Source organism: Oscillospiraceae bacterium (assembly GCA_015067255.1).
GTDB lineage: Bacteria > Bacillota > Clostridia > Oscillospirales > SIG519 > SIG519.
The window spans coordinates 1-13,563 of sequence record SVMS01000008.1 but is presented as its reverse complement, the minus strand read 5'-3'; the positions used below and the strand labels follow the sequence as shown (position 1 = coordinate 13,563).

At 33.9% G+C, this 13,563-nt stretch carries 12 protein-coding genes; 3 read left to right on the top strand and 9 right to left on the bottom strand.

The features are described from left to right. Nucleotides 1–66 precede the first annotated feature (66 nt). Nucleotides 67–1,191 carry a D-alanyl-D-alanine carboxypeptidase gene (locus tag E7480_03085; GenBank protein MBE6903572.1) on the top strand — a complete coding sequence of 375 codons (1,125 nt, stop codon included), beginning with the start codon at nucleotides 67–69 and terminating at the stop codon, nucleotides 1,189–1,191. Here the strand turns inward: E7480_03085 and E7480_03080 are convergent. Beyond that, nucleotides 1,155–1,592, bottom strand: a complete 438-nt coding sequence (locus E7480_03080; protein MBE6903571.1) for a hypothetical protein — start codon at nucleotides 1,590–1,592, stop codon at nucleotides 1,155–1,157. The two genes, E7480_03085 and E7480_03080, sit on opposite strands and share 37 nt — an antisense overlap. Before the next feature lie 79 nt (nucleotides 1,593–1,671). On the opposite strand from E7480_03080, the gene E7480_03075 reads away from it, so the two are divergent. Both E7480_03075 and E7480_03070 read left to right on the top strand, forming a co-directional pair. Continuing rightward, nucleotides 1,672–2,538: a polysaccharide deacetylase family protein gene (locus E7480_03075; GenBank protein ID MBE6903570.1), complete on the top strand. Its 867-nt coding sequence runs from the start codon at nucleotides 1,672–1,674 to the stop codon at nucleotides 2,536–2,538. 66 nt (nucleotides 2,539–2,604) lie between these two features. Further along, nucleotides 2,605–3,786, top strand: coding sequence for a methionine adenosyltransferase (locus tag E7480_03070; protein ID MBE6903569.1), 1,182 nt, complete (start codon nucleotides 2,605–2,607; stop codon nucleotides 3,784–3,786). A 51-nt stretch (nucleotides 3,787–3,837) separates the two neighbouring features. On the opposite strand, the gene E7480_03065 is transcribed toward E7480_03070, so the two are convergent. From E7480_03065 to E7480_03030, 8 genes are all read right to left on the bottom strand, one after another. Further along, nucleotides 3,838–4,881: a peptidoglycan bridge formation glycyltransferase FemA/FemB family protein gene (locus E7480_03065; protein ID MBE6903568.1), complete on the bottom strand. Its 1,044-nt coding sequence runs from the start codon at nucleotides 4,879–4,881 to the stop codon at nucleotides 3,838–3,840. Further along, nucleotides 4,878–5,927: an aminoacyltransferase gene (locus tag E7480_03060; protein MBE6903567.1), complete on the bottom strand. Its 1,050-nt coding sequence runs from the start codon at nucleotides 5,925–5,927 to the stop codon at nucleotides 4,878–4,880. Before E7480_03060 ends, E7480_03065 begins: the two co-directional genes overlap by 4 nt. A 23-nt stretch (nucleotides 5,928–5,950) precedes the next feature. Next, a complete protein-coding gene (locus tag E7480_03055; protein MBE6903566.1) occupies nucleotides 5,951–8,161 on the bottom strand; it encodes a hypothetical protein in 2,211 nt (736 codons plus the stop codon). Next, a complete protein-coding gene (locus E7480_03050) occupies nucleotides 8,151–9,344 on the bottom strand; it encodes a DNA repair exonuclease (protein ID MBE6903565.1) in 1,194 nt (397 codons plus the stop codon). The genes E7480_03055 and E7480_03050 overlap by 11 nt, the downstream gene beginning before the upstream one ends. Nucleotides 9,345–9,355: 11 nt before the next feature. Further along, nucleotides 9,356–9,736: an Asp23/Gls24 family envelope stress response protein gene (locus E7480_03045; protein ID MBE6903564.1), complete on the bottom strand. Its 381-nt coding sequence runs from the start codon at nucleotides 9,734–9,736 to the stop codon at nucleotides 9,356–9,358. A gap of 116 nt (nucleotides 9,737–9,852) precedes the next feature. After that, entirely contained in the window at nucleotides 9,853–11,283 is a 1,431-nt protein-coding gene (locus tag E7480_03040; protein MBE6903563.1) for an adenylosuccinate lyase, read from the bottom strand. A gap of 20 nt (nucleotides 11,284–11,303) precedes the next feature. Continuing rightward, the gene (locus E7480_03035; protein ID MBE6903562.1) at nucleotides 11,304–12,584 is read right to left on the bottom strand and encodes an aminotransferase class I/II-fold pyridoxal phosphate-dependent enzyme; all 1,281 of its coding nucleotides are present in this window, start codon (nucleotides 12,582–12,584) and stop codon (nucleotides 11,304–11,306) included. A gap of 162 nt (nucleotides 12,585–12,746) precedes the next feature. Next, complete coding sequence (locus E7480_03030) at nucleotides 12,747–13,469, bottom strand: rRNA pseudouridine synthase (protein ID MBE6903561.1); 723 nt, start codon at nucleotides 13,467–13,469, stop codon at nucleotides 12,747–12,749. Nucleotides 13,470–13,563 lie beyond the last annotated feature (94 nt).

Below are 13,563 nucleotides of genomic sequence, written 5' to 3'. Positions count from 1 at the left end.
TCAGCTGTTTTTTTATGTGTTATTTTATCAGGAGTATCAGCATATAATTTTCTGAGGTGACAGATAATGTTTAAAAAAATAATTTCTGCAGCTATATTGTTTTTTGTTTTACAATCCGCTATTTTTGCTCAAGGAGAGCTTACTCTTACAGGAAAATCGGCAGTTCTTATAGAACAATCAACTAAAAATATACTCTATGAAAATCAAAAAGATGAAAAGCTTCCCCCTGCCAGCGTAACAAAGGTTATGACTATGCTTCTCATTATGGAGGCTATTGACAGAGGCAAAATCACTTTAGAGGATAAAGTTGTTTGCAGTGAGAATGCTGCGTCTATGGGCGGCTCTCAAATTTTCCTCGAGCCCGGTGAAGAGATGAGTGTGCATGAATTGCTCAAGGCAATAAGCGTTGTTTCTGCAAATGACGCCTGTGTTATGATGGGAGAACATCTTTCCGGTACAATAGAAGGCTTTGTGGAAATGATGAATAAAAAGGCCAAAGAGCTTAATATGAACAATACCAACTTTGTAAACTGTACAGGTCTACCGGCAGAAAACCACTACACTACTGCATATGATATTGCTCTTATGTCTGCTGAGCTTTTGAAATATCCTTTAATAAAAAAGTATACTACTATTTGGATGGATACTTTGCGTGATGGACAATTCGGATTATCCAATACAAATAAACTGATTCGTTATTACAGCGGTGCCACAGGCTTAAAAACAGGCTCAACAGACGAGGCACTTTTTTGTCTTTCTGCTTCTGCAAACAGAAACAATATGGAGCTTATAGCGGTTGTTTTAGGAGCCCCGACTTCTAAAGAGCGTTTTGCAGATGCTACCAAATTATTGGATTACGGTTTTGCAAAATGGTCAACTGTTTCTTTATCTCAAGAAAACAATTTAAACCCTGTAAACGTCTTAAAGGGCTTACTACCTTATGTAGAATTAGAAAGTCTTGAAGGTATGAGCACTATTGTAGAAAAAGGAAGAGAAAACGACGTAGAAAAGAGAATTGAGCTTCCCGAATATGTAAACGCCCCTATAACAAAGGGACAACAAATAGGTGAGGTTATTTTTACTCTTGACGGAAATGAAATTTACAGACAAAGTATAGTTGCAAAGCACGATGTTAATAAAGCAGGATTTGGTTTTTATTTGAAAGCTTTATTAAAAAAATTCTTTTGCTGATTGATTAACTTTTTAAAATTAAAATCGGGGCATCTTTTATTAATTATTTTACACACCTCTATAGCAGGAATAGTAATTAAAAACCATAAAAAGCTGAATAAAAGGCAAATCTGTCCGCTTACATTAAAAGGAAGATGGGAATAATCCCACACATTAAGATGCATAATTTTATTTACAATTATTCCTGTTATAAATTCAATAGCAGTAATTACACAAGAGCCAATAAGACATTTAAAAAGCAAGCTTTTTTTATGAAAATATTTACAGCATAGTGAATTAATAATACATAAAGCAGCCCCTCCTGCAATAAACATTGATATATGAGTACTTTTTTTATATATCACTTCTATAAGTGCGTATATTGTTCCGCCTAACATAAAAGACATTATAATTCTTTTCAAATTTTCAGTTTCTCCTTTAAAAAATGTTAAAATTATTTTTACACAACCTGTTATTAATATTCATTGTGAGAGGTTGAATATGCGTGTTTTTCTATTAAGAAGAAAAAGAATTTTGAGTATAGCTATATCACTAATGCTTTTAACTGTATTTACAGCAACAACTGTAAGCTTATATACTTTTAATTCCGTTGAAAGCGTTGAAAAAATCCGTCTTCCTATAATTATGTATCACGGTATATCGGAAAATAAAAATCACATTGGCAAATATGTTATTTCTCCCAAAGCTTTAGAAAATGACTTTATATATTTAAAAGAACACGGATATGAAAGCGTATTTATTTCACAAGTTATTGACTATGTAAACAAAGGAACAGAGCTTCCCGAAAAGCCTGTTATAATAACGTTTGATGACGGATATTTAAATAATTTCACATACGCTTTTGAGCTTTTCAAAAAATATAATTTTAAAGCTACTATTTCAGTTGTAGGCTCTTTTTCCGAAAGATACAGTCTTTATCCCGATGCCAACATAAACTATGCAAATCTTACATGGGAAAATTTAAAAGAGCTCGTTGAAAGCGAGCTTGTTGAAATAGCTAATCATACCTACAATATGCATAATATAGGAGAAAGGCAGGGCTGTTCTATAAAAAAAGGAGAAAAGCTTAAAGAATATCAAAAAATATTAAGAGAAGATATTAGCACTGCTCAAAATCTGATTAAAAAAAATGTAGGTATACAACCAACTGTTTTTACATATCCTTTCGGTAGTATTTGTAATGAAAGTAAAGAGATAATAAAAGAACTTGGTTTTACAGCGACACTTTCCTGCTATGAAAAAATAAATTATATCACCAAAGACAAAGAATGTCTTTACGAATTGGGCAGATACAACAGAGACGGCAGCAAAAGCACCGAAAACTTTATGCGTGTACTGGAAAAATGAGATTGACATTACATTCAAAAAACTATATAATTAAATAACAATTTATAATTATATGGTGGTATAGTAATGTCAAAATATTTATTCACTTCAGAATCTGTTACTATGGGACATCCCGACAAGGTATGTGACCGTATTTCCGATGCAGTTCTTGATGCAATTATTTCTCAAGACCCTAACGCAAGAGTTGCTTGTGAAACCTTTTGCACAACTGGTATTGTAAACGTAATGGGTGAAATATCTACAAACTGCTATGTAGATATTCCTAAAATCGTACGTGAAACTGTACTTGAAATAGGATATTCAAACTCTGATATGGGCTTTGACGGAAACACCTGTGCTGTTCTTTCTTCAATTCACGAACAATCCTCTGATATTGCTATGGGTGTTGACAAAGCTATGGAGCAAAAGAACGGTGATGCTGACGAGCTTAGTACAATCGGTGCAGGCGACCAGGGTATGATGTTTGGATATGCTTGTAACGAAACTAAAGAGCTTATGCCGCTTCCTATTTCTCTTGCTCATAAGCTTGCTATTACTCTTACTAAGGTAAGACAAGACGGTACTCTCCCCTATTTACGTCCTGACGGAAAAACTCAGGTTACCGTTGAATATGATGACGGCAAGCCTGTACGTGTCGATACTGTTGTTGTTTCTTCTCAGCACAGTCCTGAGGTATCTTTAGAAAAAATAAGAGCCGATATAACTAAATATGTTATCAAAACAACAATTCCTGAGAATCTTTTAGATGACAATACAAAAATATTTGTAAATTCTACAGGTCGTTTTGTTATCGGCGGTCCTCACGGAGATACAGGCCTTACAGGAAGAAAAATCATTGTTGATACCTACGGCGGCTATGCTAAGCACGGCGGCGGTTGTTTTTCAGGAAAAGACCCTACAAAAGTTGACAGAAGCGCTGCTTATGCGGCAAGATATGTCGCAAAAAACATTGTAGCTGCAGGCTTAGCTGAAAAATGCGAAATCGAAATCGCCTATGCTATCGGCGTTGCAACTCCTGTTTCTGTTATGATTGATACTTTTAATACAAACACTGTACCTGTTGAAAAAATTCAAGCGGCTGTAGAAAAAGTATTCGATTTAAGACCTTCAGCTATAATAAAAACTCTCGATTTAAGAAAGCCTATTTATAAGCAGCTTTCCGCTTATGGTCATATGGGGCGTGAAGATTTAGATGTAGCTTGGGAAAAAACAGACAAAGCTGACATTCTCAAAGAACTTTGCAGATAACTTTTTTGTTCTCACAAAAAAATTCGGCAGTAATTAAACTGCCGAATTTTTTTATCTTAATTTTGCTTTAATGCTTCTTAAAAACGGAACAAGCTTCTCTCTTAAGTTATAATCAAATTTATTTAATTTAAAATTGATTTCTCCTATATATTCTATTACTTCTCCGTTAAAGCCTTTTTTAAAACGGTAAATTCCGTAAGCGGAATTTTTCTCATCGTTATACCCCGGAATACCGCCAAAGGAATAAGTGTCAAAGCCCTGTTCCTTTGCCCATTTTATCATATTCCACTGAATTAAATGATTGGGCATTACTTCCCTGTGCTTTTCACTACTTGCGCCGTACAGATAAATTGCCGTTGTAGCATAGCAAAGCAAAAGCGCCGCACCTACAAGCTCACCTTCGAAATAAGCCATTAAAAGATGTACATTTTTTTCATCTAACGTATCAAACAGCTTTTGAAAATATGCTAAAGGACGTCCGTTGAAATTCTTTCGCTGTGTAGTTTTTACAAGAAGCTGATGAAATTCAGGAAGGTCTTCTTTTTTTCCTACTTTAAGCTCTATCCCTCTTTTTTCGCTTCTTCTTATTTTATAACGATATCTGCTTTCAAAGCTATCAAAGATTTCTTGCTCGCTTCTGTTTTTTAAATCAAGCGTATATACAACGTGAGATGGAGATGTATCGATTTCTCTGTCATCAACAAAGAGAATGTCTCCCCCTCTTTTTTTTACTTCGTTTTCAAAGGCTTTATTTGAACGAAGCACTGTAGGGTCAATTCTCAGCCCGTAGGCCTTGTACTTATCAGCAAGCTCAAAGGCGCCGTCTAAAAGTTCATTAAAGGATTTTAAATTATTATGGTCAAACACAGGACCTCTTGGACAAAAAAGCATGTTTTTGCCGTATTTACTTACAACAAAAACTGACATAGAACCTACTATTTCTCCGTTTTCATCTTTTGAAACAATGAAATGATGAGGTTGCTCAGCTCTCATTTTTATCCAAATCGGCGCTTGATAAATTTGAGCATTTTCATTATATTCAAGAAATTTTTCAAGCTTATCGTATTCGTTTTCCTTTAAAATTTCGTAACTCATTTTTTCTTTCCGTTCTTTAATTTAATAAGCTTACGTCTTGCTTTGTAAGCAAAACCGAGTAACTTATTTACAAAAGGCTTAAGAACAAGCTCAATTTCACCTACATATTCTACAACCTCACCTCTGAATTTACGCTTAAACACATAAAGACCGTGCAGGGGGCTGTTTTCGTCTTCAACTGCGGCAATACCGCCAAAATCATAAAGCTTTATATTGTTTTGAGCAGCTGTTGAAATCATTTTCCATTGCATTGCATAATTAGGCATTTTATCTCTGTGCTGATTGGAGCTTGCTCCGTAAAGATGTAAGCTTCTGTTTCCAAATGTGATGTTTATAGCACCGGAAATTGCTGTGCCTTCATAATAGCATAAATAAAGCTTTAGGTGTTCTCCTAAATTATCATACATACTTTCAAAATATGAAAGAGGACGCACGTTAAAATGGTCACGCACGCAGGTTTCTTTAAGTATGTCGTAAAATTCTTTAAGGCTTTCTTTACCGCACTCACGTACTTCAACACCGAATTTTTCGGCGCTTCTTATTGCATAACGTGTTTTATACGGAAAATGTGCGAACATTTCTTCGGGAGTTCTTCCGTTAATATCAAGCAAATAAACAACAGAAGGCTGTAAGCTTGTTGAAAAATCACTGCCGTCAAAATTGAATTTACCGCCTAAGGAACGCATTATTTGTACATATTCTTGGTCATCTTTTCTGACGTTAGGGTCCATTTTCAAAACATAGCTTTTATATTTTTTAGCAAGCTCTTTTGCACCATAAATAAGCTGTTTTAAAAGCTCTTTGTTATGAGGATCGCATACAGGACCTCTGGGAGAATACATTATGGAATAACCCATAATTATAGGTCTTATCAGCAGTAGCATTCCTGCTATAATTTCTCCGCCTTCATCTCTTATTACTATTATTTCCGTAATAAATTTGTCCTTTACCTTTCCCCAGGAAGGACTTTGCAGAAACATAGCATTTTCTGTTCTTAGCAAAAACTGTTCATATTCATCATATTGATTTTTATTTAAAATTTCCAATTTACAACCGCCCTTTTATTAATTTATAAATTAATAATATTCGCAAATTCTTCACAACATTTCACCTGTTCTTGTCGGCAAGTGAATAAAATTATCTGTTCCTCTGAACAAATCTCTTTTAAAAGCAATACTGCTTGTTTCATACGCTCATTGTCAAAATGGGCAAAAGCATCATCAATTATTATGGGAGGCTTGTTTTGCCCGTAAATAAGCTGACATACAGCTATTCTTGCACTTATATAAGCAGCATCCTTTGTACCTGTGCTAAAGAAATCAAACTCTCGTTCAAAATCGTTCTCTCTTATTATTATTTCATTTTTGCTGTTTATCAAAAGTTCTCTGTTACCATTTGAAATTTTGTTGAAATATTCAGAAGCCTTTTGACACATCTGAGGTGCAAAAACAAGAGATATTTTTTGATACGCTTTGTCTAATGCTATGCCCACTGCACTTAAAATTTCTCTTTGATTTTCAAGCTTTTTCAGCTTTTCACTTTGTACATAAATATCGCCGGAAATTTCGTCGGGCATTCTATGTCCTATAAAAATGCTTTGACATTGATTTTTTAATTCTGCCATAATTTGAATTTTAGCTTGAAGCAATTCTCTTTTTTCTTTAAGCTCTTCAAACACCTTCTGAGCAGAAAACTCTCCGTTTAAGCTTTCCTTTTGTAAGCTTAAATTCTTAAGCTCACCAATATCTATCCCATCTGTGAGCATATTCAAATTATTTTGAACGTTTAAAACATTTTGCTGACATATTTTTCTTCTTGTTAAAAGCTCTTCGGTTTGAGTGCAGAAGGCTTTTAAATTTATCTCATTGATTTCTTGATTTTCAAAAAGACCGCTGTCTTTTATCTGCTGTAAAAGCTTTTCACGGCTTTGTTCCTCATTATTCTTTTGAGTTAAATATCTTTCTGCCTCGGATTTATAAAAATCAATTTCTTTTTTCAAGCTTTCTAACTGAGAAATTTTTAAAATAAGCTGATTATAATCTATACAGCCATAGCTTTTAGCTATTTTATTAAGCTTAGATGCCTTTGTATCACCTATTATTAAAAAAGCCAAAAGTATAAATGTACTTACAGTTAATAAAACACCGACAACAATACACGCTATTAAATTTATAATAATTCCTGCAATAAAAGTACCTACGCCTACAAGAAACGCTAAAAGCGTTATAACTATCAGCGGTATATTTTTTGTTTTCTCAGCTGATTTTATACTGCTGTTTATTTGATTTTCCTTGCCGTCTATAATTGAATAACTTTCTGTTTGTTTTTCTTTGATTTCTAACTGATGCTTATTTTGAGATAACTGTAATTTGCAAAACTCAATTCTTTGTTCATATATGCTTAACTGAGATACTAAAGCCTTAATATTTTCAAGCTGATTTTCATCAATATTATTTAAGCTTTTTTCTACTGCGTTAAGCCTGTCAGTATATTCCTTTAATTCGTTTTCTACACTTTGAATATTTTCAAGCTTTTTAAGAGCATCATTTGCTTGTAATGCGTTATATATTTTTTCAAGCTCTTTTATTTTATTTTCAATTTCATAACATTCTTTTTGAATATTATTTACATTGTCATTAAGCTCGTTTTGACTCGAAATCAATTCTTTAGAAGCTATAAGCTCGTCATTCAGTTTTATAATTTCATTTCTTTTATTAGCTATAAGACCTGAAGGTCTTGTAAGCTTAGTAAGAGCTTTATCTATTTTGCTTTTAGCATCGTTATAAGAGGTTTTCTCATCTCCGCCGAAAGCAAGATTGTTAAGCTTTCCCTCAAGCTCTGCATTACTGCCGATTTCTAAATCATTTTGTCTTATAAACGCAGTAGATGTAAAGGTGTCAACGTTTACACCAAAAACATCTTTTCCTATCTCTTTTGCGTTAATATCATTTATTGGGTCTGCTGTAGCTGCATTGGTCAAGGTTGCTTGTACTGAGGTTTTTTTCTGAGATTTTGAAATTCTTAAAATTCTGCCGTCTGTTTCAAAATCCATACTTCCTTCAACTGTTTCCTTATCCCAAGGAATATACTGCTTATATTCAGGTATTGAGAGATTTCCTTTGGTTTTGGAAAGACCGTAGAGCATAAATCTTATAAAAGAAAAAAAGGTAGTTTTTCCCGCTTCATTTTTTCCATATACAATATTTAGACCGTCTGAAAGCTCTATTTTTTTGTTTGAGAATTTTCCGAATGAGGTAAGATTTAAGAATTTAATCTTCAATTTCTACACCTCCGTCTTGACTCAATACGCTTATACCTGTTTTCACAGCGCTTTCAAGCTGTTGCTGAGATAACTCCATAGACATCAGTTCTTTTATTAAAAAGCCGGTAAGTGTTTTTTGCTCTTTTAATAATTCTATATCAATTTTAATTTTTGTATTATCCTGTATTTCTAAATAAAAGAATTCTTCTTTAAGGCTTTGCTCTAAATTTTTTATATTTACAGTATTACTTTCAGAAAGCTCGCCTGTGAGAATTAGTCTTACAGCGTCATTTTTAAAATTTGATGCATTTTGTAATATTTTTTCTTTTACTGAAAAGTTATTTTCACAGTCAGTTATATCACATTCTACAATATTAAAACGAATTTTGCTTATAGGTACAAAATCAAGCCGTTTTGATGTTTTGGAAATGGTGCCTGATATAACACCTTTATCCCCTGTTTCGTCAAAACCTTTTCCTTGCGGCGTACCGCTGTAGGCATAATAGGTCTGCCCCGCTCTGTTTATATCTGAAAATTTATGTATATGCCCTAAAGCGATATAATCACAACCGCTGTTTTCAATATCTTTTTTTGTTACAGGATAATATTCGCTATTTCCACCTTCGTCTATGATATCACCGTGAAATAACATTATATTTATTTTATTATTATCTTCAACCTTAAAATTCTTTAAAAACCTATTTGCACTATGAGGAGTAGTTGCACCAAAACCGTAAATTACAGTATCAAGTGCAGAAATTTCCACGCTCTCCATTTCTTCTTTTAAAAACAAAGTAACGTTTTTAAAATTCAGTCTGTCGTATATAGAACCTTTTTGATAATAATCGTGATTGCCGCTACAAAAAACGAAATGAATATTACTGTATTTTTTTATAATCTCTTCAAGAAATACTGCCGTTTCATTTGATACAAAGTCGTTTTCAATAATATCTCCGCACACAAGCAGCAAATCGGCTTCCTGCTCATTTGCATACTTACAAATAGCTTCAAAATTATCTCTTAAGGTTTGACGGTTTATTATATTTGAGCGCAATGGAGAATCAAGATGAATGTCTGCACAATGGACAATTTTTATTTTATCAATACTCACCGCCAAAACCTCCTTATAATTATAATAATATAATATTATAGAAAAAGCCCTATTTCCGCAAAAGCGTAAGCAGGGCTTTGAAAAACATATTTAACACAAAATTACTGATCTTGTGCTTCCTTTTCCTTAGGGAATACAACAGCAACAACGTTTATATTTACTTTTGTAACATTTAAACCTGTTGCATTTTCAACTTCATTCTTTATAGCTGCCTGTACATTTTCAGCAACCTTAGGGATAACAACACCGTTTTTAACATTTAAAAATACGGTTATTTCTACATCGTTATCCTGAATGTCGGCTTTTACACCTTTACCTATAGATTTTTTAGAGAAAATTTCTTTTATATCACTTGCTGAAATCTTATTGTTAAAGCCTGCAACACCATCAATTTCCTTTGCGGCATTCATAGCAAGGCCAATGACAACATCTTCTGAAATTATAATATTAACCTCTGTATTTTCAATAATTTTATTATCCATAAAATCACCATTTCCTTTCTTTTTTCACAATTATTATTTTGCGAAAAAGAAAAAATATAAATATTATAATAGTATTATATCATATTATAATAAAATTTCAAGCGTTTTATACCATTTTATACGCTAAGCTCTGCTTTTTCACCGAGAATATCTTTATTTTCATTTAATATAGGCAAAACAATATCTCTTAAAAACTCCTCTACCTGTTGAGCGCTTCTGCCTGTAAAGTTTTCGGGAGAAAGAACATTTTCAATTTCTTCTCTTGATAAATCAAAGCTACTGTCAGCGCAAATTCTTTCAATGAGATCGTTTTTGCCGCCCTCTTCTTTTACAACTTTTCCTGCCGCTATGGAATGCTTACGAATTCTTTCGTGCAATTCCTGTCTGTCTCCGCCTTTTTTAACGGCTGACATCATAATATTTTCACTTGCCATAAAGGGAAGCTCATTCATAATACGCTGATGTATAACTTTGGGATATACCACAATTCCGCTTGCTATATTTATATAAATATTAAGAATAGCATCTGTTGCTAAAAATGCTTCAGCTACCGATAAACGTCTGTTTGCAGAATCATCAAGAGTTCTTTCAAACCATTGAGTTGACGAGGTTATTGCAGGATTTACCATATCTGCTATAACAAATCTTGCAAGAGCGCTTATTCTTTCGCTTCTCATAGGGTTTCTCTTATAGGGCATAGCAGAAGAGCCAATCTGATTTTTCTCAAAGGGTTCTTCCATTTCCTTAAAGCTTTGAAGAATACGCATATCGTTAGAAAATTTATATGCGCTTTGAGCAATAGCTGCCAATGTTGCTAAAACATTGGCATCTATTTTTCTTGAGTAAGTCTGTCCGGAAACAGGAACAACTCCGTCAAAATCCATTTCCTTGGCAATAATCTCTTCTAATTTTTTAACTTTATCAGCATCGTTATCAAAAAGCTCCATAAAGCTTGCCTGAGTTCCTGTTGTTCCTTTAGAACCCAATAATTTTAAGGTAGAAATTCTGAAATCAAGCTCTTCTAAGTCCATTACAAGCTCATTTATCCAAAGAGTAGCTCTTTTTCCTACTGTTGTAAGCTGAGCCGGTTGTAAATGCGTATATGCAAGAGCAGGCATATTTTTATACTCTGCTGCAAATTTAGAAAGTAAATCTATAACATTGATGAGTTTTTTTCTTATAAGGCGTAAGCCTTCACGCATAATTATAATATCAGTATTGTCGCCAACGTAACAGGAGGTTGCTCCCAAATGTATTATACCTTTTGCATTAGGACACTGTTCTCCGTATGCAAAAACGTGAGACATAACGTCGTGACGAACAAGCTTCTCACGTGCTATAGCAACATCGTAATTGATATTATCTGCATTTTCTTCAAGTTCTTTGATTTGTTGCTCTGTCACGGGAAGTCCAAGTTGATTTTCAGCTTTTGCAAGTGCAATCCAAAGACGTCTCCAGGTTTTAAATTTCATATCAGGAGAAAAAATATGTTGCATCTCTTTGCTGGCATATCTTGAATTCAACGGACTTTCATATGTATCGTACATTGGAAAATACTCCTTCATAATTATTTTAAAAGCTTTTCTAAGGCTGCCAATTTAATACAAAGACAAAACATAATTACTCCTATTTCAAGCTCGGAAACCGAAGGATAAGTAGGAGCTATTCTGATATTTGTATCATTGGGGTCGTTTTTATAAGGATAAGTAGAGCCTGCAGGAGTCATAACAACACCTGCTTCACTAAGAAGCTGTAAGGTTCTCTTTGCACATCCGTTTAATGTATCTAAAGCAAGGAAATATCCGCCGTTTGCAGAATTCCAGCTTGCAATATCAAGTCCTGTAAGCTCTTTATCAAGAATTTTAAGCACAATATCAAACTTAGGTGCTATTATTTCCTTATGACGCAACGCTTGATTTCTTAAGCCATCTGCATTTTTAAAGAATTTAACATGTCTGAGTTGGTTTAATTTATCGGGACCTATTGTTTGGAATGCAAGAGTTTTCTTTATATTTTCAATATTCTTATCGCTTGCGGCAATAACAGCAACACCGCTTCCGGGAAAGCTGATTTTTGAAGTTGATGCAAATTCATATACCATATCCTCGCTGCCGCATTTTTTACATTCTTCAAAAATATTAAGTAATGTATCGGGAGTATCGTTAAGATGATGAATACAATAAGCATTGTCCCAGAAAATTCTGAAATCCTTAGCTTTGGGCTTTAAAGCAGCAAAACGCTTAACAGTTTCGTCTGAATAGGTTATTCCCTGAGGATTGCTGTACATAGGAACACACCAAATACCCTTGACAGTTTCATCTTCAGAAACATATTTTTCAACTAAATCCATATCAGGACCTGTTTTAGTCATAGGAATATTTATCATTTCAATACCGAAATGCTCGCATATTGCAAAATGACGGTCATATCCGGGAACAGGACATAAAAACTTAACCTTGTCATATTTACACCAAGGCTTTTCGCTGTATAAAATACCGCTTATCATAGCTCTTGAAACAGTATCAAACATCATGTTAAGTGAAGAATTTCCACCTACAATAACGTTTTTCTCTTCAACACCTAAAATATCGGCAAACATAGCCTTAGCCTCGGGAATTCCGTCAAGACCTCCGTAATTTCTGCAATCCACACCATTTTCGCAAAAACAATCTTTCGAGGTTGCCATAACAGAAAGCATACCTTCCGTAAGATCAAGCTGATCAGGTGCAGGCTTTCCTCTGGACATATCAAGCTTTAAACCTTTAGCTTTGTATTCTTCATACTGTTTTTTTAATGCTTCAAATTCTTGCTCAAGCTCTGCTTTTGAAAGAGCTTTATAGGATTTTATCATCTTTATCTCCCCAATATATATTATTATAAACCAACAGTGTATATAATAATATATATTTGAAATTTTTTCAAGTCAAAATTTCATTTTTTATATTAAATATTATTTTTTCTTAGACTTTGATAAAGTAATCTGAAATTCTATATATTTTTTTGTGCAAAATTAAAGTGATTTAAGATATGCTATTTCTTCATCGGTAAGTATTCTGTACTGTCCTGTCCTCAATCCGCCTAAACGCAGCTTACCGTATGCAATTCTTTTCAATAACATAACCTCAAGACCAACTGCCTCGCACATCCTTCTAATCTGACGATTTTTACCCTCATAAATAGTTATAAGTAATACTGTTTTATTTTCGTCCTCTAAAGAAACCTTAACCTCAGCAGGAAGTGTTTTATATCCGTCATCAAGCACAACACCTGTACGAAGCTGTTTCAATACATCTAAAGAAACGTGAGGAGTTTTAACGGTTACTCTGTAAACCTTTGAAATATGCTTTGAGGGATGTACTAATTTATTAGCAAGCTCTCCGTCATCTGTAAGAATAAGCAATCCTTCAGAGTCCTTATCCAGTCTTCCTGCATAAAAAACTCTTGCATTTATTCCGCTTATCAAATCAGCAACGCATTTCCTACCGCTTTCGTCTTTAAGGGTTGTTACATAACCTCTTGGCTTATTAAGCATAAAATAAGAACGGGCTTTATGTCCCTGACGTACTGCTTTTCCATCTAAAAGTATTTTATCTTTATCTGGGTCAACTTTATCGCCAAGCTGTGCTGTAACGCCGTTAATTTTAAGTCTGCCCTGTTTTATCAATTCCTCTGCCGCACGACGTGAACACACACTGTTTTGCGACAGATATCTCGAAAGCCTCATTTGCTCCATATTTATCCCAAAAACAGAAACCAACACAAAATAGAGCTACCTATCTTGTGTTGTCTGTTCCCTTTCATATATTATATTTTAATGCCGATATCTT

Bases quoted from the DNA above. Each gene is read 5' to 3' on its own strand.
- E7480_03085 (MBE6903572.1), top strand. From the start codon at position 67: ATGTTTAAAAAAATAATTTCTGCAGCTATATTGTTTTTTGTTTTACAA.
- E7480_03075 (MBE6903570.1), top strand. From the start codon at position 1,672: ATGCGTGTTTTTCTATTAAGAAGAAAAAGAATTTTGAGTATAGCTATA.
- E7480_03070 (MBE6903569.1), top strand. From the start codon at position 2,605: ATGTCAAAATATTTATTCACTTCAGAATCTGTTACTATGGGACATCCC.
- E7480_03065 (MBE6903568.1), bottom strand. From the start codon at position 4,881: ATGAGTTACGAAATTTTAAAGGAAAACGAATACGATAAGCTTGAAAAA.
- E7480_03045 (MBE6903564.1), bottom strand. From the start codon at position 9,736: ATGGATAATAAAATTATTGAAAATACAGAGGTTAATATTATAATTTCA.
- E7480_03040 (MBE6903563.1), bottom strand. From the start codon at position 11,283: ATGTACGATACATATGAAAGTCCGTTGAATTCAAGATATGCCAGCAAA.
- E7480_03030 (MBE6903561.1), bottom strand. From the start codon at position 13,469: ATGGAGCAAATGAGGCTTTCGAGATATCTGTCGCAAAACAGTGTGTGT.